This is a genomic window from Pseudomonas sp. PDM05, from assembly GCF_014851685.1.
In the GTDB taxonomy this organism is placed as follows: Bacteria; Pseudomonadota; Gammaproteobacteria; order Pseudomonadales; family Pseudomonadaceae; genus Aquipseudomonas.
In genome coordinates, this window is record NZ_JACVAC010000003.1 from 510,581 (window position 1) to 535,289 (window position 24,709).

Consider the following 24,709-nt stretch of genomic DNA (forward strand, 5'->3'; position numbering starts at 1 on the left):
GTTATCATTCGGCCCATCTTCTGGGGGATTTAACTGATGCTCAATGGCCTATGGCTTGGCTTCTTTGTCGTGGCAATGGTGTCAGCGCTGGTGCAGTGGCTGGTGGGCGGCAACGCCGGGATTTTTTCGGCGATGGTCGAAAGCATTTTCGCCATGGCCAAACTGTCGGTGGAAGTCATGGTGCTGCTGTTCGGCACCCTGACCTTGTGGCTGGGCTTCCTGCGTATCGCGGAAAAAGCCGGGATCGTCGATTGGCTGGCCAAGGCCCTTGGCCCGCTGTTCCGCCGCTTGATGCCGGAAGTGCCCGCCGGCCACCCCGCCATCGGCTTGATCACCCTCAACTTCGCCGCCAACGGCCTGGGCCTGGACAACGCCGCCACGCCCATCGGCCTCAAGGCCATGAAGGCGCTGCAAGAGCTCAACCCCATTCCCAGCACTGCAAGCAACGCGCAGATCCTGTTCCTGGTGCTCAATGCGTCCTCGCTGACGCTGTTGCCGGTGACCATCTTCATGTACCGCGCCCAGCAAGGCGCCGCTGATCCGACGCTGGTGTTCCTGCCGATCCTGCTGGCCACCAGCGCCTCGACCCTGGTCGGCCTGCTGTCGGTGGCGATCATGCAGCGCCTGCGCCTGTGGGACCCTGTGGTGCTGGCCTACCTGATTCCCGGCGCGTTGGTGCTGGGTGGCTTCATGGCGTTGCTGGCCACCCTGTCCGCCACTGCGCTGGCCAGCCTGTCGTCGATCCTTGGCAACCTCACCTTGTTTGGCTTGATCATGCTGTTCCTGATCATTGGTGCGCTGCGTAAGGTCAAGGTGTACGAAGCGTTTGTCGAAGGCGCCAAAGAAGGCTTCGACGTGGCCAAGAACCTGCTGCCGTACCTGGTGGCGATGTTGTGTGCGGTCGGTGTGTTGCGCGCCTCGGGGGCGCTGGAGTTCGGCCTGGAAGGGATTCGCCACCTGGTGGCCTGGACCGGCATGGACACGCGCTTCGTGGATGCCTTGCCGACCGCGATGGTCAAGCCGTTCTCCGGCAGTGCTGCACGGGCGATGCTGATCGAGACCATGCAGACCCAGGGCGTGGACAGTTTCCCGGCGCTGGTCGCGGCGACGATCCAGGGCAGTACCGAGACCACCTTCTACGTGTTGGCGGTGTACTTTGGCTCGGTTGGGATTCAGCGGGCGCGGCATGCCGTGGGCTGTGCGCTGCTGGCGGAGTTTGCGGGTGTCGTCGCGGCTATCGCGGTGTGCTACTGGTTCTTTGGCTGAGGCTGAGATCGCTATCGCAGGCAAGCCAGCTCCCACATTTGACTGTATTCACAAATCAAAAATGTGGGAGCGGGCTTGCCCGCGAAGAGGCCCTCAGCGTTTCGGCGCTGTATTGCCCTGCTGCACCACCCACTCCACCACCTGCTTGTTCAACTGATCCCCCGCCAGCCCAAACCCGGCCACCACCGCCGGCACTTTGGTGTCATTCACCGGCTGCCTCACTTCAAACCGCCGGCTGGCAATAATCCGCTGATCACTGCCGCGCACCAATCGTGCGTCGAGGCGGATCACCACCTCCACGGCATTGCCGCGGTATTCACTCTGGAACGCCTGCAGTTGCCCGCCCAGCTCGTAGTCGGCTTGCAGATTGGTCTCGTCGGTACTCAGCAACGTTACCCGCCCATCGCGCTGGAACCCGTCCAGCAGGCGATTGCGCAGCAGCACCGGCGACGGGTCGCTCCAGCGCGAATTGGCATAGCTGCTGATCAGGTCGCCATTGGGCACCACGGCAATACGTGGGCTGTCGAGAAATTCGCTGGTCTGGGGCTTGGTCACGCGCAATGACCAGGCCACTGGCGTGCCTTGGGTCGCCGCTGGGGCTGCCGCCAAGCGATACACGTCCGATGGGTCAGGCTTGGGCAGGATCGAGCACGCGCTCACCAGGGCCAGGGCTACAGGGGCGATCAGTTGATAAGCACGCTTCATGGCGTGAACTCCTTGTTCTTGTCGCTGCCCAGCAGGTAGCCGCTGGGGTTGGCTTCCAGGCGGCGGGAGATGGCGCGCAGCGAGCCGAGGGTTTCACGCAGTTCGCGCACGGCCGGCGCCAGTTCGTTGAGGCCCTGCATGCCGCTGTTCACCGAGTCCTTGTTGTCGGTCAGCAAGGTGTTGATGGTGGCGGTGCTTTTTTCCAGGGATTTCATCGCCTGCTCGGCACTGCTGAACGCCTGCTTGCCTTGATCGTTGAGCAGGCCGTTGGCGTTGCGCATCAACACCGTGGTTTGTTCCAGGGCGCCGCTGGCTTGCTTGCTCACCTGCATCAGTTGCTGCATCACCACTTTGATGTCGCCGCGCTGGTCGGCGATGGCGCCGGTGGTTTGCTGCAAGTTGTCCAGGGTAGTGGTCAGGCGCTCGACGTTCTCCCGGGAGAACAGCGCATTGGCGTTATGCAGCAGCAGGTTGATGCTGCTCATCAGGTCGTTGCTGTTGTTGAGCAAGCGCGCGATCGGCGATGGCGAGGCGATGATTTCCGGCAGGTTGCCGTTCTTGCCCTTGAGCACCGGGCTTTGTGGCGTGCCGCCGCTGAGCTGGATGATCGAGGTGCCGGTGATGCCGGTCAGTGCCAGTTTGGCCTGGGTGTCTTCCTTGATCGGCGTCTGCCCGGCCAGGCGGATGCGCGCGAGGACGCGGCGTGGGTCCTTGGGGTCCAGGCGCAGGCTGATCACGTCGCCGACCTTGATCCCGCTGTACTGCACCGAACTGCCCTGGGACAGGCCGCTGACGGCCTCGTTGAACACCACTTCGTAATCCTGGAAGGCGCTGTCGATGCTGGACTTGGCCAGCCACAGGCCAAACAGCATCGCGCCGACCACTACGATCACGCTGAACAGACCGATCATCACATGATGGGCGCGGGTTTCCATGTCATACCTCGTTGAGCGGTTGAGCGGCATCCAATGCCGCACGGCCCCGGGGGCCGTGGAAATATTCGTGAATCCAGGCGTCATCGGTTTCCGAGACGACATCGATGGCATCCGCCACCAGCACTTTCTTTTGCGCCAACACCGCCACGCGGTCGGTGATGGTGTACAGCGTGTCCAGGTCGTGGGTGACCAGGAACACGCTCAGGCCCAGCGCATCGCGCAGGGTCAGGATCAGTTGGTCGAATTGTGCCGCGCCAATCGGGTCGAGGCCGGCGGTGGGTTCGTCAAGGAACAGGATGTCCGGGTCCAGGGCCAACGCACGGGCCAGGGCGGCGCGCTTGATCATGCCGCCGGACAGCGACGCCGGGTATTTGTCGGCCGCTGACAGGGGCAGCCCGGCCAGTGCGAGCTTGACCGCTGCCAAGTGCTCGGCGTCACGGCGGCTGAGGCCGGCGTGTTCGATCAACGGCAGGGCGACGTTCTCGGTGACGGTCAACGAGGAAAACAGCGCGCCCTTCTGGAACAGCACGCCGAAGCGCCGTTCCACCAACGAACGTTCATGCTCCGCCAGGCTCGGCAGGTTCTTGCCGAACACCCGCACTTCGCCTTCACTGGGCCGCCGCAAGCCGACGATGCTGCGCAACAGCACCGACTTGCCGCTGCCGGAACCGCCGACCACCGCGAGGATCTCGCCCTTGTACAAATCCAGGTCGAGGTTCTCGTGCACGCTCTGGCTGCCAAAGCGATTGCACAGCCCGCGCACTTCAATCACCGCCTCACTGGGCGCTCGGTGCAGGCGACTCACCAGCTCATCTCCATGAAGAACAGCGCGGCGACCGCATCCAGCACAATCACCACAAAGATCGATTGCACCACGCTGGAGGTGGTGTGGGCGCCGACCGACTCGGCACTGCCGCTGACCTTGAAGCCTTCCAGGCAGCCGATGGCGGCGATCAGGAACGCGAAGATCGGCGCTTTCACCATGCCCACCAGGAAATGCTGTACGCCAATGTCGGATTTGAGCAGCGAGAGAAACATCGCCGGGGAAATATCCAGCGCCACGGCACACACCACGCCGCCGCCGACTATCCCTGACAGCATCGCCAGAAACGTCAGCATCGGCAGCGACACCAGCAGTGCCAGCACGCGTGGCAGCACCAGCAACTCCATGGGGTCCAGGCCGAGGGTGCGGATCGCGTCGATTTCTTCGTTGGCCTTCATCGAGCCGATTTGTGCGGTAAAGGCACTGGCGGTGCGGCCGGCGATCAGGATTGCAGTCAGCAATACGCCGAATTCCCGTAGGAAAGAAAACGCCACCAGGTCCACGGTGAATATCGTCGCGCCAAAGCTTTTGAGCACCGTCGCACCGAGGAACGCCACCACGGCGCCGACCAGGAAGGTGAGCAAGGCGACGATGGGCGCGGCATCCAGGCCGGTCTGTTCGATATGCGCGACCATCGGCGTGATGCGCCAGCGCTTGGGCCGGAAAATGCCGCGGGCCAAGGTCTCCAGGATCAGGCCGATAAAGCCGAGCAATTGCTTGCTGTCGATCCAGACCTTGTCCACCGCCCGGCCGATGCGTGCCAGCACCTGGATGCCGGTGGCTTCTTCCGGGGCTTTATCGGGCACGCAGAAGTCATTGAGGGAGCGGTAGACGGTCTTGAGCAGTGCGCGGTCGGCGGCAGACAGGCTGCAATCGGTCTGTTCGGCGGATTGCTCGATACGGGTGGGGCCCAGCAGTTCCACCAGCAACGACGCACCAGCGGTGTCCAGGGCGCCGAGGCCGTTAAGGTCGATGCGTGCGCCGGCGTCGTATTGGCCGTCGAGCTTGTCCGACAGCTTTTTCAGGTTTGCGTAGTGGGCAAGCGTCCAGTCCCCCGTAATCTTGAGTAACGGCGGAGTGGAGGACGTATCGAGATGGGCTGCGCCGGCCGTGGTACTACTGGTCATAAGCTCCGAGCTTGTTTGGCTATCCACAATTGCTACGTAATAGCACGAACCTACCTACTTTGGGTTGTCCGTTTGTGCTGCGTCGACGACTTTGAAGCGCAGTACGCCGATCACTTGGCCGTCTTCGGTCAGCACTTGCACCTGCCAGCGGCCGACGGCATCGCCGGGGAAATTCTGCTTGTGGGTCCAGGCGCGATAGCCTTCCTTGCGGCCGCCGTGGATGTCCAGGGCGATGCGGTCGACCTCTTTGCCATTGAATTTCCACACGTGGTAGATCCGCTCGTCCAGGCCACGCGGGGCGTTGATCGCGGTGTAGGCGTAGAGCCCGTCGCTGCGCAGTTGGGCGAGGCTGACTTGCTTGAGGTCATCGCCGGGCGTGCGGTCTTGCAGTTGGGTGCTGATGGCCACTTCTGTCATCCACAGGGTGGCCGGCGGTACCCAACTGCGTAGGAACCAGCCCGCGCAACCGATCGTGGCAGTGACCCCCAGCAGCATCACCCAGCCCTTGAGGCTGCGCAGCGGCAGGCTCACCGCCAGGCTTGGGATCGACAACGCCATGGCTACGCCCAGGGCGAGCTTGTAACTTTCGGCGGTGGTCAGGTGCAGGATGATCGGCAACGCGGTGAGCAGCGCGGCAAACAGGGTCAGGGTGTGCAGCGCGAGGAACAACGAGCGCTTGGGTGCCAGCCACTTGTAGTACAGCGGGTCGACGATCGACACCAGCGCTGCCGCGCCGAGCAGGCCGGTGAACACCGATTGGCCGCTGTTCCAGGCAGTGGTGACGAAAAAGAATGGCAATACGAAGAACAGACTTTCCTGGTGGATCATCTGGGTCGCGTAGCGCAGCAGCGGCTCGGGGATTTCCCGCTTGAAGACCTTGGTGAACAGCTGGGTAAAGCTGTTCTCCAGCATCAGCCACAACCAGCTCACCAGCATGATCACCGCGATCCAACTGGCCATGCCCTGCTGGCGATCCACCAGAATGAAGCTGCACACACCCGAGATAAAGCCGCCGAGTGCAATCACCCCTGGGTAGCGCTTCATCAGTTCGAGGATGCGGGTGATCAAGCGGGTCAGGTTTTGCATTCGGCGGTTCGCAGTCTTTGTAGGAAAAATCCCAGACAGAATAACGTCTTAGTCCTGGGTCCGGTGCCCGATTACGCGATCCGTTTGCGATAAGCCCGCACGCTGATCAATACAACGGCAATCAGCCCGAGCAACCCGGCGCCGATCCAGTTCAGCATGTTGTAGCTCAGCAGCGGTTTTTCGATGCGCCAATAGCCCGGCTGTTTGAACACTTGGCGCATGGCGCCGTTGGCCTGGTCCAGGCTCACGGCCTTGATGCGTTTGACCGGGTCGCTGAAGTGGCCGTTGTTATAGTCGCCCGCCGCGCTCCAGTAGTAATCGGCCAGGGCGCTGTTGCCCTGCACGGCCCAGGCCTGTCGGGCAATGGCGGCGTGTTGCACGCGGGCGAATACGGCGGGGTCGAGGCCATCCTTTAGCAGTTGTGCCTGCAGGTTTTTCAGCACCTGTTCGGCTTGGGGGAGGTTTTCCCGCTCCAGGTCGGCATTCAGGCTGAGGAAACCGACGCCGCCGAGCACTTCGCGTTCGCTCCAGGGGCCGTAGGACAAGGTGTGTTTGAGGCGCAGTTGGCGGTACAGCGCCCAGTCGAGATAGTCCTTGAGCAGGTCGTAGGTCTCGTCGTGCTGCTCGTCCAGTACCGGCTCGGGGAACAGCCAGTGCAGCTTGGCGCTGTTGCCGATCCAGCCGTGGATCAGTTCGCGGTTGTTGGCGGCGGCGTGCTGGATCTGCGGCAGCTCGGGGTGTTCGGTGGGGTCGACCGGGTCGAGTTGGCCGTAGGTGCGTTCCAGGTAGGCGGGTAGGAGTTTGTCGAGGTCGCCGACGATGATCAGGGTCATGTTGTTGGGTGCGTACCAGTGTTTACGCAGTGTTTCCAACTGATCGCGGGTCAGTTGGCCGACTTCGGCGCGTTCCGCGCATTTGAGCCCCAGTTCGACGGCCAGTTGGTTGCTGGCGGTATGGCCGAGGTCCTGGCGGTCGAGCAGACGTTGCAGGTGCGAGTAATGGCCGCCGTCTTCGCGCTCCACCACTTGCTTGGCCGCATTGATATTGGCCTCGGTCAGTTCGGTGCGGGTGATGATCGCCAGCAGCAGGTCGAGGACCTTGCGCTGGTTTTGCGCCGGGGCTTCGATCACGAAGGTGGTATCGGCGTTGCTGGTGTAGGCGTTCCACTCGCCGCCGAGGGCTTGCATGCGGTCTTCCAGGTCGCCTTCGCCGCCGCCGTCGATGCCGCTGAACAGCAAGTGTTCGAGCAGGTGCGGCAGTTCCTTTTCCTCGCAGGGGAAGTCATCCAGGCCTACACCGACCACCAGGCGGATCGCCACATGCCCACGCTCGGTGCCCGGCTTGAGCAGCAACTGCAGGCCGTTGGGCAAGGTGTAGCCCTCCACTTGCAGGCGGTCAAAGGCGTAGGCGTGGGCAGAGCCCATGAGCAGGCAGATAAATAACAGGCGACGCATAACAAGCTTCCTGGCGAGTGAGGTCAGTTTTAACTGACTTCGCGGGCCATCGTACGTTCAGGGCGAATGTGTGATGTCGGCAATATCTTCGGCAGAGAGCGCGCCGGTCTCGGACGTTTCCAACACGACATAGGCGCTGCTGCAAAACAACGAGTTGAGGCGTTTCATGTCGGCAATCAGCTCCAGGTGCAGGGAACTGGTCTCCAGGCTCTGTACGATCTTGCGCTGCAAACGGCTGACATGGGCGTGGGCCAGGCGCCGTTCCTGGGCGCGAAAGCGGCGTTTCTCGCGCAGCAATTGGCGAGCACTTTCCGGATCGGCACTGAGGAACACCGACAGGCCCAGGCGCAGGTTGGCGATCAGTTGGCTGTGCAGGTCGGACAGTTCTTCCAGGCCGACTTCGGAGAACTGGCGACGCTGGGAGGTCTTCTGCTGCTGGACTTTGCGCAGCATGCGTTCGATCAGGTCGCCCGCCAGCTTGAGGTTGATCGACAACTCGATGATCTCGGCCCAGCGCCGGCTGTCCTGCTCGCTGAGGTCTTCGCGGGGCATTTGCGCCAGGTAGAGTTTGATCGCGCTGTACAGCGCTTCGACGTCATCGCTGAGGCTGCGCATCTCCTGGGTGATGGCGGTTTGTTTGCCGCGCAGTACTTCCTGCATTGAGGTCAGCATGTTGTCGATCAGGTCGCCCAGGCGCAGGGTCTCGCGGGCGGCGTTGGCCAGGGCCAGGCTTGGCGTGGCCAGGGCGGCAAGGTCGAGGTGGCGCGGCTTGGCCTTGCCGTTGAGCTCTTCCCGTTCGGGCAGCAACCAGGCGCACAGGCGTGCCATCGGGCCGATGGTTGGCAGCAGGATCAGGCAGCGGCTGACGTTGTAGAGCAGGTGGAAGGTGATGACCATGCCTTGGACGCCGTAGTCCAGGCCATCCATCCAGCGTACGAGAGGGTCGAGTACCGGGATGATCAGCAGCAGGCCGATCAATTTGTACAGCAGGCTGCCCAGCGCCACCTGGCGCCCGGCGGCGTTTTGCATGCTGGTACCGAGGAAGGCCAGTACGCCGCTGCCGATGTTGGCGCCGATCACCAGGCCGATGGCCACGTGCAGGCTGATCACGCCGGCGCCGGCCAGGGTCGCGGTGAGTAGGACGGCGGCCAGGCTGGAGTAGGAAATCATCGCGAACAAGGCGCCGACCAAGGCATCCAGCAGGATGTCGCCGGTCAGCGAGGCGAAGATGACTTTGACGCCCTGGGCGTGGGTAATCGGACCGGCGGCTTCGACGATCAATTGCAGCGCCAGCACGATCAGGCCCAGGCCGATGCCAACGCGACCCAACTGCCCTGCCCGCGTCTGTTTGCGCGACAGGAAGAAAATCACGCCGAGAAAAATCAGCAGCGGCGAGAGCCAGGACAAGTCAAAGGTCAGCACCCGCGCCATCAGCGCCGTGCCGACATCGGCGCCAAGCATGGTGGCCAGGGCGGGCATCAGCCCCATCAACCCTTGGCCGACGAATGAGGTCACCAGCATTGCCGTGGCGTTGCTGCTCTGCACCATGGCGGTCACCAGGATACCGGCGACAAACGCCAGCCAGCGCTTGGACATGTTCTGCCCGATGACTTGGCGCAGATTGGAACCGTAGACCCGCAGGATGCCGGTTCGGACGATATGCGTGCCCCAGATCAGCAGGGTCACGGCGGAAAGCAGATTGAGCAAGGTCAGCATGCTCGGCCCCCCGTGTAGGTTCGCTTCAAGAGAAGCGCAGGAAAGTTGCCGCGTGCCGCTCTACGTCTTGTAGTTAAGCTGTAGTTGGCGAATGGCGTGCGCGCCAGCATCGCATAGCTGAAATGGTGATTGAAACAAAACTGTCATGAAATCAGCTTTTTGCAGACAAAAAAAAGGGGCTCGTAAAGCCCCTTTTTTGACTGGCTCGGGTTTATTGACCCGGAATGTCTTTGCGCAGTTTCACTGGGTCCTGCTGTTTCTTCTTTTTCGCGATGGCGGTGCGCATCTTGATGTTCACCGCTTCCACCGCCAGCGAGAACGCCATGGCGAAGTAGACGTAGCCTTTTGGCACATGCACATCGAAGGCTTCGGCGATCAGTACCGTACCCACTACCAGCAGGAACGACAGTGCGAGCATTTTCAGCGACGGATGCTTGTCGATGAAGTCGCTGATGGTGCCGGCAGCCAGCATCATCACCAGTACCGCAACGACGATCGCAGCGACCATGACCGGTACATGGGAGACCATGCCGACCGCAGTGATCACCGAGTCCAGGGAGAACACGATGTCGATGATGGCGATCTGGATGATGGTGTAGATGAACTTGCCACCGGCGCCCTTGGGCTCGTCGTGGGTTTCGTCTTCGCCTTCCAGCGCGTGGTACATCTCCTGGGAGCTTTTCCACAGCAGGAACAGGCCACCGAAGAACAGGATCAGGTCGCGACCGGAAATGCCTTGGCCGAAGACCACAAACAGATCGGCGGTCAGTCGCATGACCCAGGTGATCGACAGCAGCAACAGGATCCGGGTGACCATGGCCAGGGCCAGGCCGAAAATCCGGGTGCGCGCCTGCATGTGCTTGGGCATGCGGCTGACCAGGATCGAAATCATGATGATGTTATCGATGCCCAGGACGATCTCGAGAGCCGTCAGGGTGAAGAAGGCAATCCAGATTTCCGGATTGGTCAGCCATTCCATGTGTATTCCTTTGCGCGTGTGTTAGACCGCGCCGGCTTAGGGCCGGCGCAGTTGGGTTGAACGATTATAGAGTGCTGAACAGCGGAAAAATCCCCATCAGCAATGCGGCGAACATTATGCACAGGCATACCAGCACTGCCCACTTGAGGGTGAAGCGTTGGTGATCGCCGAACTCGATACCGGCCAGGGCCACCAGCAGGTAAGTCGATGGCACCAACGGGCTGAGCAAGTGCACCGGCTGGCCAACGATCGAGGCGCGGGCCATTTCCACGGCAGTGATGCCGTAGTGGCTGGCGGCTTCGGCGAGCACTGGCAGTACGCCGTAGTAGAACGCATCGTTGGACATGAAGAAGGTGAACGGCATGCTCACCAGCGCGGTGATCACCGCCAGGTAAGGGCCCAGCGCGTCAGGGATGACTGCCAGCAAGCTCTTGGACATGGCATCGACCATGCCGGTGCCCGACAGGATGCCAGTGAAGATGCCTGCTGCGAAGATCAGCCCGACCACTGCCAGAACGCTACCGGCATGAGCGGCGACGCGGTCTTTCTGCTGCTGCAGGCACGGATAGTTGACGATCATCGCGATACTGAACGCCACCATGAACAGCACCGGCAGCGGCAACAGGCCCGCGATCAGGGTGCACATCAGGGCGAAGGTCAGCGCGCCGTTGAACCAGATCAGTTTCGGACGGCGGGCGTCCGGGTATTGCGACACGCTGATCTCGCTGTGGTCGATTTCGTCGCCTTGCAGGTGCAGTTCACCCAGGCGGGCACGTTCGCGCTTGCCGTACATGTAGGCAATCACCAGGATCGCGACCACGCCGGCGGCCATCGCCGGGATCATGGGAACGAAAATATCCGACGGGTCTACATGCAGTGCACTGGCGGCACGGGCGGTCGGGCCGCCCCAAGGCGTCATGTTCATCACGCCACCGGCGAGGATGATCAGGCCGGCCATGATCCGCGGGCTCATGCCGATGCGCTGGTACAGCGGCAGCATGGCGGCCACGCAGATCATGTAGGTGGTGGCGCCGTCACCGTCGAGGGACACGACCAGGGCCAGTACGGCGGTGCCGACCGAGACTTTGAGTGGGTCGCCCTTGACCATTTTGAGGATCTTGCGCACCGCCGGGTCGAACAGGCCGGAGTCGATCATCAGGGCAAAGTAGAGAATCGCGAACATCAGCATCACGCCGGTCGGCGCCAGCTTGGTGATGCCCGCAAGCATCATCGGGCCGATCTCGGGTGCGAAACCGCCGAACAGGGCGAACAGGATCGGCACGATGATCAGGGCGATCAGCGCGGACAGGCGCTTGGTCATGATCAGGAACATGAACGTGATGACCATGGCAAAGCCAAGGAAAGTCAGCATAGGAATACTCCAGGCGTAGCGCGGCTAGGGAATGGCGAACCGGGTGGGGCTCAGCGCAGAACGAAAGGCACGAGGCGTACGGGTGGAGTCGGGGCGAACAGGCGGGTACGGGCGGACATCGGGAATCACCATTGTTGTTGTTAACAGCCGGTCTGTTGCCGGCAGTGGGGGCGATCCTAGACGGGAAAGCTTTCAGCCAGCTTTCGCCGGGAAAACAGGTGATGAAGGGAAGAGGCACAATCTTGGGATTTATGCAGATCCAAATGTGGCTGGAGTTCTTAGGGGAGTTCGAGGCCGCCAGCGGCTTTGTGCAAGGCTCTTAGATGCTCACCCACCTGCTTGAGGTTGGCCTCACACGCAGCAATCTCATCGGCCCGGGCCGGATCGAGCAGTGCCCTCACCTCTTTATCCAGGTCGCCGGTCAGGGATTGCAGCTGTTTCTGGCGCTCGGCGCTTTCCGATTCCAGGCGCTTGGCTTCCGACGGTTGCGGCAGGCCGTAGCCAGTGCTGCCCAGCAGCTCCGCCGGGCGGCTGAGGAAGCCGCTGTTGGCGAGGATCTGTTGCAGGGTGTTGTTGGCTTTTTCCATGCCGCCGTTTTTCAGCTCGCGGGCACCCAGGTAGCGTTGTTTGACTTCGTCCTGGGCGAGCATCAGTTGCTTGCGATAGCTCGCTTGTTCCAGCAGCAAGAGCGCGGCGCTGGTGCGCAGGTCGGCGCTGTCGAACCACGGGCGGCGTTCGGCGGCGCTGAGGGATAGCCAGTCTTCGACCTGGGTCTGCTTGATCGGCAGGTGTTTGCGCAGCACGTCGAACATTGCCTGGTAGCGCTCGCGGAACGAGTCGAAGTGGTAGCCCAGGCGCAAGGCGTTGCGTTTGTCGTCGAGCACGCTGGTGTCGGCCAGGCCGCGGGCGCTCAACACCTCGAGCAAACCGTTGGGGGTGATGTTGTCCAGGCCGGTCAGTTGGGGGTTGGCGCTGCCACTGCGTAACAGTTTCAGGCTTTCGACCGCACAGTTGTTGGAGATGAAGAAGTAGCTGCCGTCGTAGCTCCAGTGCATTTCGGCGGCATGCTCGACGGTGTCGTTGATTTCCTGGCGTGTGAGTTTCAGTGGCACCGACGCCAGGCCACGCAGTTCGGTCTTGGTGTACTCGTCGATCACCTGGGCCAGGGGCAGCACGAACAGCCGCGACGGGTATTTGCCGACCAGGCCGTCCCAACTCGACAGCTGTACGTCACCGACGAAAGCGCGGTAGGACAAAACCAGATGCTGATCCAGATCCAGCCGACAATCCGGACCGCGCGGGCGGCCAGGCGCACAGATCACCAATCGCAACATGCTGTGGCCCCAGCGGCTGACCAGGTTCTGGTTGGCTTCGGCGAGCAGGTAGTCGATCTCGTAGACGCGTTCCGGGTCGATCTGGCCCAGCGGGGTCTTGGCGAAGTCGTTGCCGGCGTTGAGAAACGCGTAGGTCTTCGCGCAGGCGTCCTGTGTCGGCGGCGCCCAGCCGAAGTGCTCCTTGTAATAACGGAACAGCGCGGGGCGACGGCAGGCGTAGCTCGGGTCGAGCAGGAAGTACTCCATGTTGACCGCGACGAACTCCAGCGGGCTGGTGGTTTCGTAGATGTCCGGGCTGCGGGCGACCTGGCGGTTGTGCTGTTCGCGCTCGCCACGACGGCCGACGTATTGCGGCCAGCCGGCGAGGTCCAGCAGGCGCGGGTCGTCGCTGAGGGTGAAGCGGCGGTCATTCTGGCCACGGCATTGGTCGGGCAGGCCGATCAGGCCGGTGAGCTTGTTCTGGCGGCTGCAGCGGTTGATCAGTGCGCGGTCGTCGTTGGACCACAGGCGTGCACGGTCATAGATGTGGGTCAGTTCATGCAGCACGGTGGCGAGCATTTCCCGGCGCACGGTGCCGTGGGGGCGATTGGTCTTCTGGGTGGCGGCGCTGCCGTCGGTCAGGCTGTCGAGCAGGTTGCTGTTGAGGTCCAGTTCGGACACCAGCGACGCCTGGCCGTAGGCGTTTTCGGGCATCTTGTCGGTCCAGCCGACGTCGATTTGCCGGTCCAACTGTTCGACGAAGCGCGGCGGCAGTGAACGCAGCGCTTCATCGAGCAATGCCTGGCTGGCCTGCTGTTGCGCGGGGCTCAAGCCATCGGTCTTGAGCCGCAGTTGCAGGCTGGCCTGGGCTGCGCTGGCACAGAGCAGCACAGTCCCGGCCAGGAGCCAGGCAGCGAGGCGCCTCACAGCGCGAGGATAGCTTCGGCGAGGGTCTGGTCGCTGGCGTCGCGGGCTTCTGGCACGCGGGTGCGCAGGGTATCGAAGGCGGCTTCCAATTGTGCGCCGCGAATCTCGCCGTTGCTGGCGACGAAACTGGCTGCATCGTCGTGGGCTTCGCGCACGATTTTGGAGTCGCGGATGGAGGTGGTGGTGTCCGAGGTGAAATCAATGGTGCGACCGGAGGCACGCACAATGATGTTACTGGTGGCCACCAAGGTATGCGCCTGGGCAACGTCGGCCAACAACAGTAGGCCTAGGGTGGCGGCGATCAGCGGGCTACGCATGGAGTGACTCCGAAATACAAAGATGTTTATTGGACGAGAATTGCTTGCGCCAGTTCACGATCGCTGGCGTTTAGTTTTGGGTGGGTGCGGCGCAGGTAATCCAGTGCGGATTCCAGGCGTGCTCCCCGCCATTGGCCGTCAGTGGCGATGAACGCGGCAGCGTCATCCCTGGCGGCCACGATTTTGCGGTCGAAGGGCGCGGAAGTCACCTTGCTGGTGGCGTACGCGCTCGCGACGGTACCCTGGGTGGTCACGTCAAAGGCCGAAGCCGTGGGCGACCAGCAGGAGGAAAACAATACAGGGACAATTAAAAGGCGGTATGAAAAAGCCATGGGACTCGACAACTGAAAACGAGCGTCAAGGCTAGCGTAATGCCCCGGCGAGAGCCAGCGCCGAGGCATGCGGCGTGTCGTCAGATGGCCAGGATGGCTTGGGCCAGTTGGGCGTCGGTCGCGGTGTTCAGTTGCGGCGCTTGTTGGCGGATCTGGGCCAGGGCGCTTTCCAGCTTCACGCCACGGATGGCGCCTTCGCTGGCGACAAAACTGGCGGCGTCGTCACGGGCGGCGCGCACGACTTTGTTGTCACGCAGGGACGAGGTGGCATCGGAAGTGGCGTCGGAGGTGGCTTTGAGCGCGCCAACGATCGAGTCAGTGGTCACGATCAGGCTGGTCGCGTTGGCGTTGGCAGCTACGGCCAACAGGGCGGCAGCACTCAGCAGGCGAAGACGGGACATGGGGTGACTCCTTTAGATGAACGGATAACGTGGCGCAGGGCGGCCATTGGGGATCAGACGCCTGTTCTATACAGTTCGCCACGCGGTGGCTGGATATTAAGCCGCCGCTTATCCGTTCGGAAAGCATCTTGACCGGCTAGTCACGCCAGAACGGCTTGGACAGTTCGGTCATTCGATCAGCGGGGCTGATGCCGAGATCCGACAGTTCACGAGGATCGAGTTGCGCCAACTGGCGCCGTTCGTGGGCCTGGCGCGCCCACTTGGCAAGGGTGCAGAGCAAGCGTTTGTAGATGGGGGGTTGGGTATCCATGGTGGGCGCCTTTCTTTCATGAGGTCCTGGAACACCATGTTGGGCGAGTCGCCTTGACCGATACAGATACACCGATGTCAAATTGTACTGCTTAACTGTTAGATTTTTTCAACTGTACCTGTCGGTGTGTATGTCTACTGTTTTTGCCGCCAGAAAGCCCAATCCCAGAAACAACAAAGCCCGCCTCCGGTCTCCCGGGGCGGGCTTTGTTTTGACAAATCAGGTTGCTGGCAGTGGACCCGGCAGGTCAGGGCCAGCGAGCGCTAAATCAGCGCCAGAACGGCTTGCTCAGCTCTTCGTAGCGTTGAGCTTCGCTGATACCGGCGTCAGCCAGCAGACGCGAATCCAGACGAGCCAGTTGGTGGCGGCTGGAGATGCGGCGCTGCCACAACATCAGGTTGGCGAGAACGCGCAAAGGCAGGGAAGCCTGGGTGTTTACAGCTTTTTCTTCGAAGAACAGATCGGAACTGAGTGTACGTTCCATGATGACATCCTTCCGCTTGTGGCGGGATTAGGTAGTGGTTTAACTGATGCCAATGATCCTCCTCCGGCGCAAGACTCTCTAGATACAGTTCACCTGTATTGTGAGGGGCCAGTTAACTGTTTATGGGTGCTGTACTGTACGGAAATGGGGCAACTGTACCTGTCTGCACTGAAACAGTGCGAAATAGGCATTTTTAACGAGGGGTGTGGGATTTTTCGGTAGGAAATGACCAGTACAGCAGTACAGTTTTTTGCAGAAGTGCGGGTGATTGAGTCGGGCTGATGAAACTGTGTTTGCATCAGCCCGCATCTGTATCAATCACGCCTTGAGCATGTGCCCGGTTTCTTCCAGGTTGATGTGCCAGCTCAGTGCTTCACGCAGGATGTGCGGGGTATGCCCGCCGATGGCGCAGGCGGCATCGAAGTAAGTGTTCAGCGCGTCGCGGTACGCCGGGTGCACGCAGTTGTCGATGATCACCCGCGCACGCTCGCGTGGCGCCAGGCCGCGCAAGTCTGCCAGGCCCACTTCGGTCACCAGGATGTCGACGTCATGTTCGGTATGGTCCACATGGCTGACCATCGGCACCACGCTGGAGATCGCACCGCCCTTGGCAATCGACTTGGTGACGAAGATCGCCAGGTGCGCATTGCGCGCAAAATCGCCGGAGCCACCAATGCCGTTCATCATCCGCGTGCCGCAGACGTGGGTGGAGTTGACGTTGCCGTAGATGTCGAACTCCAGTGCGGTATTGATGCCGATGATGCCCAGGCGCCGCACCACTTCAGGGTGGTTGGAAATCTCCTGCGGGCGCAATACCAGCTTGTCCTTGTAGTGTTCCAGGTTGCCGAACACATCGGCATTGCGCCGCTCGGACAAGGTGATCGAGCTGCCCGAGGCGAAGCTCAGCTTGCCGGCGTCGATCAGGTCGAACGTGGAGTCCTGCAACACTTCCGAATACATGGTCAGGTCTTCGAACGGCGAGTCGATCAAGCCGCACATCACCGCGTTGGCGATGTTGCCGATCCCGGCCTGCAGCGGGCCTAGTTTGTTGGTCATGCGCCCGGCGTCCACTTCCTGCTTGAGGAAGTTGATCAGGTGATTGGCGATGCCCTGTGTGTCGCTGTCAGGCGGCGTTACGGTGGAGGCGGAGTCGGCCTGATTGGTGATCACGATGCCGACGATTTTCTCCGGCGGGATCGGGATTGCGGTGCTGCCGATGCGGTCGTCGACTTTCACCAACGGGATCGGCGTGCGGGTCGGCCGATACGTTGGGATATAGATGTCGTGCAGCCCTTCCAGGTTGGGGTTGTGCGCCAGGTTGATCTCGACGATCACCTGCTTGGCGAAAATCGCGAAGCTGGCGGAGTTGCCCACGGAGGTGGTCGGCACGATGTGGCCTTGCTCGGTGATCGCGACGGCTTCGATTACCGCGATGTCCGGCAGCTTGAGCTGGTTGTTGCGCAGTTGTTCAACGGTTTCCGACAGGTGCTGGTCGATGAACATCACCTCCCCCGCGTTGATCGCCTTGCGCAGCGTGCTGTCGACCTGGAATGGCATGCGGCGGGACAGCACACCGGCTTCGGTCAGTTGCTTGTCCAGGTCATTGCCCAGGCTGGCGCCGGTCATCAGGGTGATTTTCAGCGGCGACGACTTGGCGCGTTCGGCCAGTGCGTGGGGCACGGCCTTGGCTTCACCGGCGCGGGTGAAGCCGCTCATGCCGACGGTCATGCCGTCTTCGATCAGTGCGGCGGCGTCGGCCGCGCTCATGACCTTGTCTAACAACGAAGGCAAGCGGATGCGATCACGGTACATGGATTCTTATCTCAGGCTACGGAAGCAAGGTGCGCAGTTTAGTGATTTCAAAAAAATTCGGCCCGCTACCATGGTCGAATGCCGGGCAGCGTTTTAGAGCCTTTGGTCGGGTTTCATGCAGTAATAAAAAACCCCAGCCTACAAGAGGCCGGGGTTTTGAGTATTGCGCTGTAGCAGTGTTACTCGACGGCTTTGACCATATCTTCGATGACCTTCTTGGCATCACCGAAGACCATCATGGTCTTGTCCAGATAGAACAGCTCGTTATCCAGGCCGGCATAGCCGCTGGCCATCGAGCGCTTGTTGACGATGATGGTCTTGGCCTTGAACGCTTCCAGGATCGGCATGCCGGCAATCGGCGAGTTCGGGTCGTTCTTGGCGGCCGGGTTGACCACGTCGTTCGCGCCCAGCACCAGCACCACGTCGGCCTGGCCGAACTCGGAGTTGATGTCCTCCATCTCGAACACCTGGTCGTAAGGCACTTCGGCCTCGGCCAGCAGCACGTTCATATGGCCGGGCATGCGCCCCGCCACCGGGTGGATCGCATACTTCACGGTCACGCCGCGGTGGGTCAGTTTCTCGGTCAGTTCCTTGAGCGCGTGTTGCGCCCGTGCCACTGCCAGGCCGTAGCCTGGAACGATGATCACGGTGTCGGCGTTGGTCAGCAGGAAAGTCGCATCGTCGGCCGAGCCGGATTTGACCGGGCGTGCTTCTTTGGAGCCGGCTGCGGCACCCGCATCCGGCGCATTGCCGAAACCGCCGAGCAGTACATTAAAGAAGGAACGGTTCATCGCCTTGCACATGATGTACGACAGGATCGCACCGCTGGAGCCCACCAGGGAGCCGGCGATGATCAGCATCGAGTTGTTCAGCGAGAAGCCGATACCTGCTGCTGCCCAGCCGGAGTAGCTGTTGAGCATCGACACCACCACCGGCATGTCGGCGCCGCCAATCGGGATGATGATCAGCACACCCAGCACGAACGCCAGGGCCAGCATCAGTGCAAAGGCAGTGAGGTTGCCGGTGAACATGAACGCCAGGCCCAGGCCCAGGGTGGCGAGGCCAAGCACCAGGTTGATCTTGTGCTGACCGCCGAACTGTACAGGTGCGCCCTGGAACAGGCGGAACTTGTACTTGCCCGACAGCTTGCCGAACGCGATCACCGAACCGGAGAAGGTAATCGCACCGATGGCTGCACCGAGGAACAGCTCCAGGCGGTTGCCCGCAGGGATGGCGTCGCCCAGGTGTTTGACGATACCCAGGGACTGCGGCTCGACCACCGCAGCAATCGCGATGAATACCGCTGCCAGGCCGATCATGCTGTGCATGAACGCCACCAGCTCCGGCATCTTGGTCATTTCTACGCGCTTGGCCATGATCGAGCCGGCGGTGCCGCCGATCAGCAGGCCAACAATGACGTAACCGATACCGGCTGTTGCGAGTTCAGCGCCCAGCTTATAGATGAGGCCTACGGTAGTAAGCACCGCCAGCGCCATGCCGAGCATGCCGAACAGGTTGCCGCGACGCGACGTGGTCGGATGCGACAGGCCTTTGAGGGCCTGGATGAAGCAGATCGACGCGATCAAGTAGAGCGTCGTTACCAGATTCATGCTCATTACTTAGGCGCCTCTTCTTTTACTTTCGGGGCTTTCTTCTTGAACATCTCAAGCATCCTGCGGGTTACCAGGAAGCCGCCGAACACGTTGACCGCTGCCAGGGCCACGGCCAGGGTGCCCATGGTCTTGCCCAGCGGGGTCACGGTGAGGGCGGCGGCCAGCATGGCGCCGACGATCACGATCGCGGAAATCGCGTTGGTCACCGCCATCAACGGTGTGTGCAGCGCGGGGGTGACGTTCCAGACCACGTGGTAACCGACATAAATCGCCAGCACAAAGATGATCAGGTTGTAGATACCGGGGGAGATAAGCTCTTCCATCGTCTGAATCCCTGCTTAGGCGTTTTTGCGGATGACTTGGCCGTCGCGGCACATCAGGCACGCGGCGACGATGTCGTCTTCGAGGTTGATTTCAAACTGCCCTTCCTTGGTGAAGACCAGCTTCAGGAAGTCCAGCAGGTTGCGCGCATACAAGGCTGACGCATCGGCGGCGACAGCGCCGGCGAGGTTGGTCGGGCCGCAGATGATCACGCCGTTCTCCACTACCACTTGGTCGGCGACGGTCAGCGGGCAGTTGCCACCCTGGGCGGCCGCGAGGTCGATGACCACTGAGCCAGGTTTCATCTGCGCGACGGTGTCGGCGCTGAGTAGGGTTGGTGCCTTGCGGCCGGGGATCAGTGCGGTGGTGATGACGATGTCGGCCTGCTTGGCGCGTTCGTGCACGGCCAGGGCCTGGCGCTGCATCCAGCTGGTTGGCATTGGGCGCGCGTAACCGCCGACGCCGACGGCGCATTCGCGCTCTTCATCGGTTTCGTAGGGCACATCGACGAACTTGGCGCCGAGGGACTCGATCTGCTCTTTTACGGCCGGACGTACGTCAGACGCTTCGATCACCGCTCCCAGGCGTTTCGCCGTGGCGATGGCCTGCAAGCCCGCCACGCCGGCGCCGAGGATCAGCACGCGAGCGGCTTTGACGGTGCCCGCGGCGGTCATCAGCATCGGCATGAAGCGCGGATAGTGATGAGCGGCGAGCAGCACGGCTTTGTAACCGGCGATGTTGGCCTGGGAGGACAGCACGTCGAGACTCTGGGCGCGCGAGGTGCGCGGCGCAGCTTCGAGGGCAAAGGCAGTGATGCCCCGCTCGGCGAGCTTGGCGATGGTTTCGTTGCTGAACGGGTTGAGCATGCCCACCAACACGGTGCCGCTTTTGATCAGCGCAAGTTCGCTGTCGCTGGGGGCCACCACCTTGAGAATCAGCTCGGCGCCAAACGCATCGTTGGCGCTGCCAATGGTTGCGCCTGCCGTTTCATAGGCACTGTCAGTGATGCTGGCTTTAATGCCGGCACCGCTTTGTACAGTGACCTTATGGCCCTGGCCGATCAGCTTCTTGATGGTTTCCGGGGTGGCAGCCACCCGCGTTTCACCGGTCTGGGTTTCGAGAGGAACACCAATGTGCACGTCAAATCTCCTGCATGATCTTTTTGCTTTTGATCTTTTTGTAAAAAGGCCAGTGCACCGTGAGTGGCACATCTGGGGCGGCCGATCAGCACGATCCCGCTGAAATGACAGCGGGGCGCGGCATTTTGCAGGCGAACTTTACGGCCTTCAAGGGATTATGACGGGTGACGAAAAATTAACTACAAGTCACCCTGTGACTGATTGTCGCAATGCTTTGAAATAACCTCTTCAAATACAGGGGTTTAAAGGGCTGCAGGCATTTATCGGGTCTTTTGCCATCGCTGATGTGAATAGTCGGGCATTGGCTTGTGAGAGTCGCTGAAGGCCATGAAAATCATGGCTTTGGGCCTTATCTTTGGTCAGCAGGTACAGTCTGCTGAAATGCGACATATACGTACATCTGTAGGATTTAATTTTTGCTGACTACAAAGTCAACAATTGCCTCGTATCCTTTAAATACTGGGGCTATAGCGGTGTGATTGATCAATCAGCCAGTCTCTGAAAGCGTGCAGCGAGGCCGATTCGACTTTTCTGTCGGGAATCATCAAGTAATAGGCCTTTGAACTGGTCAGCGCCTCGGGACTTGCAATTACGAGTTGGTGTTCATCCAACTCCCGCTGGATAAGGAACGGCGGGATCAGCGCGACCCCCATGTCATGCATGGCTGCCTGGGACAGCATTGAGAATAGCTCGTATCGGGGGCCTGTCATGTCGCGGGGTACGTTCAGTTGCTGGGCGTTGAACCATTGGCGCCAGGCGTAAGGCCGGGTGGTCTGCTGCAGCAGGGGCAGTTCCGCGATCTCCTGCGGGGCAAATTGTGTACGACTGGCCAGCAGCCGTGGGCTGCACACGGGGACGGGGTTTTCTCCCATCAATCGGTGGGATTCTGTACCGGACCAATCGGCATCACCGAAGTAGATCGCTGCATCGAAGTCGGTATCGGCAAACAGGAACGGACGCGTGCGGTTGGTGAGGTTGACCGTGACTTCCGGGTGTTGGCGCTGAAAGTCCTTGAGTCGAGGTATCAGCCACTGAGTGCCGAACGTAGGGACGACGGCCAGTTCGATCACGTTGGCACCCTGCTGGCCCATGACTGACAAGGTATCGCGCTCCACCGCGTCCAGCTGGGTGGCAACGCGACGGCTGTAGGACAGGCCCGCTTCCGTCAACTTGACCCCGCGACGCGAGCGCCGAAACAGCTCGACACTTAAAAACTCCTCAAGGCTGGCGATTTGTCGGCAGATGGCGCCCTGGGTGATGGAGAGCTCTTGCGCAGCCTTGGTAAAGCTCTCGTGGCGGGCCGCCGCTTCAAAGCTGACCAGGGCGGTGGTGCTGGGAATTTTTCTGCGCATGTACCTTGTCCTCACATATAAAACGCATAGGCGGCGCTATTTAGTGTTTCGAAGTGAGAAATTAGCACAAGCCTATGCAGAAACCTCGTTTGCCCTCCTCGCTTGTCCGGCCTAGGCTCCATCCACGACTTCTGATTTATCTTCGCGAGGACTTATTCATGGCTGGCAAGGCAAGCTTCAACTGGATCGATCCACTGCTGCTGGATCAACAGCTCACCGAAGAAGAGCGCATGGTGCGTGACAGCGCTGAGCAATTCGCCCAGGACAAGCTGGCGCCGCGTGTGCTCGAAGCCTTTCGCCATGAGAAGACCGACCCGGCCATTTTTCGCGAGATGGGCGAAACCGGCCTGCTGGGGGCGATGATTCCCGAGCAGTACGGTGGCAGTGGCTTGAACTACGTCAGCTATGGATTGATCGCCCGTGAGGTGGAGCGTGTCGACTCCGGCTATCGGTCGATGATGAGCGTTCAGTCGTCCCTGGTGATGGTGCCTATCAATGAGTTCGGTACCGAAGCACAGAAGCAGAAGTATCTGCCTAAGCTGGCTTCTGGTGAGTGGATTGGCTGCTTCGGTCTGACCGAGCCGAATCATGGTTCCGACCCGGGCGCGATGATTACTCGTGCGCGCAAAGTGGAAGGCGGCTACAGCCTGACGGGCGCGAAGATGTGGATCACCAACAGCCCTATTGCGGATGTGTTTGTGGTGTGGGGCAAGGACGATGCAGGCGACATTCGTGGGTTTGTATTGGAGAAGGGCTGGAAAGGCCTGAGCGCTCCGGCGATTCACGGCAAGGTGGGTCTGCGAGCCTCGATCACTGGCGAAATTGTCATGGACAACGTGTTTGTGCCGGAAGAGAACATCTTTCCGGACGTGCGGGGTTTGAAGGGGCCTTTCACCTGCCTTAACTCGGCGCGTTATGGCATCTCCTGGGGGGCGTTGGGTGCAGCCGAGTTTTGCTGGCACACCGCACGCCAATACACGCTGGATCGTCAGCAGTTTGGACGACCGTTGGCGGCAACCCAGTTGATCCAGAAAAAGCTGGCCGACATGCAGACCGAGATCACCCTGGCGCTGCAAGGTTGCCTGCGGCTGGGTCGGATGAAGGATGAAGGGACGGCGGCGGTGGAGATCACGTCGATCATGAAGCGCAATTCGTGTGGCAAGTCCCTGGACATCGCGCGCATGGCCCGGGACATGTTGGGCGGTAACGGTATCTCCGACGAGTTCGGGGTGGCGCGTCATCTGGTCAACCTGGAGGTGGTCAACACCTATGAAGGCACCCATGACGTGCACGCGTTGATCCTGGGGCGTGCGCAAACCGGTCTTCAAGCGTTCTATTAATAGGAGTTCGGTATGGGCGCGCTTTCGCATCTGCGGGTACTGGATCTGTCGCGAGTGCTGGCGGGGCCGTGGTCCGGGCAAATTCTTGCGGACCTTGGGGCTGAGGTCATCAAGGTCGAACGGCCAGGCAGTGGGGATGACACTCGCGCGTGGGGGCCGCCCTTCCTTAAGGATGCCTATGGCGAAAACACCAGTGAAGCGGCGTATTACCTGTCGGCCAATCGTAACAAGGAGTCTGTGACGATCGACTTCACGCGACCGGAGGGGCAGAAGCTGGTGCGTGACCTCGCAGCCAAGTCCGACATTCTGATCGAGAACTTCAAGGTGGGTGGTCTGGCTGCGTATGGATTGGACTATGAGGCGCTCAAGGAGATCAATCCGGAGTTGATCTATTGCTCGATCACCGGTTTTGGCCAGACGGGGCCTTATGCGGCGCGTGCGGGCTATGACTTCATGATCCAGGGGTTGGGCGGGCTCATGAGTCTGACCGGGCGGCCCGAGGGGGATGACGGGGCCGGGCCTGTCAAGGTTGGCGTGGCGTTGACTGACATTCTCACGGGGCTCTACTCCACCGTGGCGATCCTGGCGGCGTTGGCCCATCGGGATCATGACGGTGGCGGGCAGCATATCGATATGGCGCTGCTGGATGTGCAGGTGGCATGCCTGGCGAATCAGGCGATGAATTACCTGACGACGGGGGTGTCGCCGAAGCGTTTGGGCAATGCGCATCCGAATATCGTGCCGTATCAGGATTTTCCTACTGCCGATGGCGACTTTATCCTGACAGTGGGTAATGACGGGCAGTTTCGAAAGTTTGCTGAAGCCGCTGGGCAGCCGCAGTGGGCGGATGATCCGCGCTTCTCTTCCAACAAGATGCGGGTGGCCAACCGTGCACAGTTGATTCCGTTGATTCGGCAGGCGACGGTGTTCAAGACGACGGCTGAATGGGTGACGCTGTTGGAGCAGGTTGGCGTGCCGTGTGGGCCGATCAATGATCTGGCGCAGGTGTTTGCCGATCCCCAGGTCAAGGCGCGTGGGTTGGCGATGGCGTTGCCCCATGCACTGGCGGGAATGGTGCCTCAGGTGGCCAGCCCTATCCGATTGTCAAAGACTCCCGTGGAGTATCGCAGCGCGCCTCCTCTGCTTGGCGAGCATACGGTTCAGGTATTGCGTGAGGTGCTTGGATTGGAGGACGCCAATGTGGCTGCTCTGAGGGCTGCAGGGGTTATCTAGGTCGCTTCTTCTATATAGAAGGGATCAGGAGGCTGTCTTGGTGGTTTTTTAATCAGTTTCGGTTAATTGATAGAAAAACCAAATTATTGGTTGACGGCAGATTCTGGATGTCTATAATTCGCCCCACTTCCGGCGCAGTCGAAACGGAAAACTCCTTGTTAAACAATGAGTTACGCAGTTTTCGGCAGCAGGTTGCTTCAGTTCATCGAAGCGCTGAGGAAGTTGAAAAAGAGGTGTTGACAGCAGCGTGTAACGCTGTAGAATTCGCCTCCCGCTAACGAGAGATCGTAAGCGCAAGTGGTTGAAGTTGTTGAAGAAATCTTCGAAAGCTTCTGAAAATAATCACTTGACA

23 protein-coding genes are annotated in these 24,709 nt (G+C 60.8%); 3 read left to right on the plus strand and 20 right to left on the minus strand.

The window, feature by feature from the left end; genetic code table 11:
- Positions 1-36 precede the first annotated feature (36 nt).
- The gene (locus tag IB241_RS09895; protein WP_192298215.1) at positions 37-1,266 is read left to right on the plus strand and encodes a nucleoside recognition domain-containing protein; all 1,230 of its coding nucleotides are present in this window, start codon (positions 37-39) and stop codon (positions 1,264-1,266) included.
- A gap of 93 nt (positions 1,267-1,359) precedes the next feature.
- Here the strand turns inward: IB241_RS09895 and IB241_RS09900 are convergent, their stop codons facing one another.
- The 20 genes from IB241_RS09900 to IB241_RS09995 form a co-directional block, all read right to left on the minus strand.
- Complete coding sequence (locus IB241_RS09900; protein ID WP_192298216.1) at positions 1,360-1,971, minus strand: ABC-type transport auxiliary lipoprotein family protein; 612 nt, start codon at positions 1,969-1,971, stop codon at positions 1,360-1,362.
- Positions 1,968-2,906 carry an MlaD family protein gene (locus IB241_RS09905; RefSeq protein WP_192298217.1) on the minus strand — a complete coding sequence of 313 codons (939 nt, stop codon included), beginning with the start codon at positions 2,904-2,906 and terminating at the stop codon, positions 1,968-1,970. Before IB241_RS09905 ends, IB241_RS09900 begins: the two co-directional genes overlap by 4 nt.
- 1 nt (position 2,907) lies before the next feature.
- Positions 2,908-3,711 (minus strand): ABC transporter ATP-binding protein, encoded by an 804-nt coding sequence (locus IB241_RS09910; RefSeq protein WP_370694875.1) that lies wholly within the window; start codon positions 3,709-3,711, stop codon positions 2,908-2,910.
- Positions 3,708-4,856, minus strand: coding sequence for an ABC transporter permease (locus IB241_RS09915; protein WP_192298218.1), 1,149 nt, complete (start codon positions 4,854-4,856; stop codon positions 3,708-3,710). Before IB241_RS09915 ends, IB241_RS09910 begins: the two co-directional genes overlap by 4 nt.
- 54 nt (positions 4,857-4,910) lie before the next feature.
- Positions 4,911-5,942: a DUF5924 family protein gene (locus tag IB241_RS09920; RefSeq protein ID WP_192298219.1), complete on the minus strand. Its 1,032-nt coding sequence runs from the start codon at positions 5,940-5,942 to the stop codon at positions 4,911-4,913.
- A 71-nt stretch (positions 5,943-6,013) separates the two neighbouring features.
- Positions 6,014-7,396 carry a M16 family metallopeptidase gene (locus tag IB241_RS09925; protein WP_192298220.1) on the minus strand — a complete coding sequence of 461 codons (1,383 nt, stop codon included), beginning with the start codon at positions 7,394-7,396 and terminating at the stop codon, positions 6,014-6,016.
- Positions 7,397-7,453: 57 nt separating this feature from the next.
- A complete protein-coding gene (locus IB241_RS09930; RefSeq protein ID WP_192298221.1) occupies positions 7,454-9,112 on the minus strand; it encodes a Na/Pi cotransporter family protein in 1,659 nt (552 codons plus the stop codon).
- A 211-nt stretch (positions 9,113-9,323) separates the two neighbouring features.
- Positions 9,324-10,091, minus strand: a complete 768-nt coding sequence (locus IB241_RS09935; protein ID WP_192298222.1) for a TerC family protein — start codon at positions 10,089-10,091, stop codon at positions 9,324-9,326.
- 64 nt (positions 10,092-10,155) lie between these two features.
- On the minus strand, positions 10,156-11,463 hold the full coding sequence (locus IB241_RS09940) for a CitMHS family transporter (protein ID WP_192298223.1): 1,308 nt from the start codon (positions 11,461-11,463) through the stop codon (positions 10,156-10,158).
- Between the two features lie 278 nt (positions 11,464-11,741).
- On the minus strand, positions 11,742-13,703 hold the full coding sequence (locus tag IB241_RS09945) for a DUF4105 domain-containing protein (protein WP_192298224.1): 1,962 nt from the start codon (positions 13,701-13,703) through the stop codon (positions 11,742-11,744).
- On the minus strand, positions 13,700-14,020 hold the full coding sequence (locus IB241_RS09950; protein ID WP_192298225.1) for a DUF2388 domain-containing protein: 321 nt from the start codon (positions 14,018-14,020) through the stop codon (positions 13,700-13,702). Before IB241_RS09950 ends, IB241_RS09945 begins: the two co-directional genes overlap by 4 nt.
- 26 nt (positions 14,021-14,046) lie before the next feature.
- Positions 14,047-14,352, minus strand: coding sequence for a DUF2388 domain-containing protein (locus IB241_RS09955; RefSeq protein WP_192298226.1), 306 nt, complete (start codon positions 14,350-14,352; stop codon positions 14,047-14,049).
- Positions 14,353-14,432: 80 nt separating this feature from the next.
- Positions 14,433-14,753 carry a DUF2388 domain-containing protein gene (locus IB241_RS09960; RefSeq protein ID WP_192298227.1) on the minus strand — a complete coding sequence of 107 codons (321 nt, stop codon included), beginning with the start codon at positions 14,751-14,753 and terminating at the stop codon, positions 14,433-14,435.
- A gap of 136 nt (positions 14,754-14,889) precedes the next feature.
- Positions 14,890-15,063 carry a DUF1127 domain-containing protein gene (locus IB241_RS09965; protein ID WP_192298228.1) on the minus strand — a complete coding sequence of 58 codons (174 nt, stop codon included), beginning with the start codon at positions 15,061-15,063 and terminating at the stop codon, positions 14,890-14,892.
- A gap of 268 nt (positions 15,064-15,331) precedes the next feature.
- Positions 15,332-15,547 (minus strand): DUF1127 domain-containing protein, encoded by a 216-nt coding sequence (locus IB241_RS09970; RefSeq protein ID WP_003214752.1) that lies wholly within the window; start codon positions 15,545-15,547, stop codon positions 15,332-15,334.
- Positions 15,548-15,865: 318 nt separating this feature from the next.
- Complete coding sequence (locus tag IB241_RS09975; RefSeq protein ID WP_192298229.1) at positions 15,866-17,359, minus strand: acetyl-CoA hydrolase/transferase family protein; 1,494 nt, start codon at positions 17,357-17,359, stop codon at positions 15,866-15,868.
- 179 nt (positions 17,360-17,538) lie between these two features.
- The gene (locus IB241_RS09980) at positions 17,539-18,975 is read right to left on the minus strand and encodes an NAD(P)(+) transhydrogenase (Re/Si-specific) subunit beta (RefSeq protein ID WP_192298230.1); all 1,437 of its coding nucleotides are present in this window, start codon (positions 18,973-18,975) and stop codon (positions 17,539-17,541) included.
- Positions 18,975-19,295, minus strand: coding sequence for an NAD(P) transhydrogenase subunit alpha (locus tag IB241_RS09985; protein ID WP_003187417.1), 321 nt, complete (start codon positions 19,293-19,295; stop codon positions 18,975-18,977). Before IB241_RS09985 ends, IB241_RS09980 begins: the two co-directional genes overlap by 1 nt.
- A 15-nt stretch (positions 19,296-19,310) precedes the next feature.
- Positions 19,311-20,432 (minus strand): Re/Si-specific NAD(P)(+) transhydrogenase subunit alpha, encoded by a 1,122-nt coding sequence (locus IB241_RS09990; RefSeq protein ID WP_192298231.1) that lies wholly within the window; start codon positions 20,430-20,432, stop codon positions 19,311-19,313.
- Positions 20,433-20,884: 452 nt separating this feature from the next.
- Positions 20,885-21,784: a LysR family transcriptional regulator gene (locus tag IB241_RS09995; RefSeq protein WP_192298232.1), complete on the minus strand. Its 900-nt coding sequence runs from the start codon at positions 21,782-21,784 to the stop codon at positions 20,885-20,887.
- 158 nt (positions 21,785-21,942) lie between these two features.
- Between IB241_RS09995 and IB241_RS10000 the strand changes: the two genes are divergently transcribed.
- Both IB241_RS10000 and IB241_RS10005 read left to right on the plus strand, forming a co-directional pair.
- Entirely contained in the window at positions 21,943-23,124 is a 1,182-nt protein-coding gene (locus IB241_RS10000) for an acyl-CoA dehydrogenase (RefSeq protein WP_010207882.1), read from the plus strand.
- A gap of 12 nt (positions 23,125-23,136) precedes the next feature.
- Positions 23,137-24,357, plus strand: a complete 1,221-nt coding sequence (locus tag IB241_RS10005) for a CaiB/BaiF CoA transferase family protein (RefSeq protein WP_192298233.1) — start codon at positions 23,137-23,139, stop codon at positions 24,355-24,357.
- The last annotated feature ends 352 nt before the right edge of the window (positions 24,358-24,709 follow it).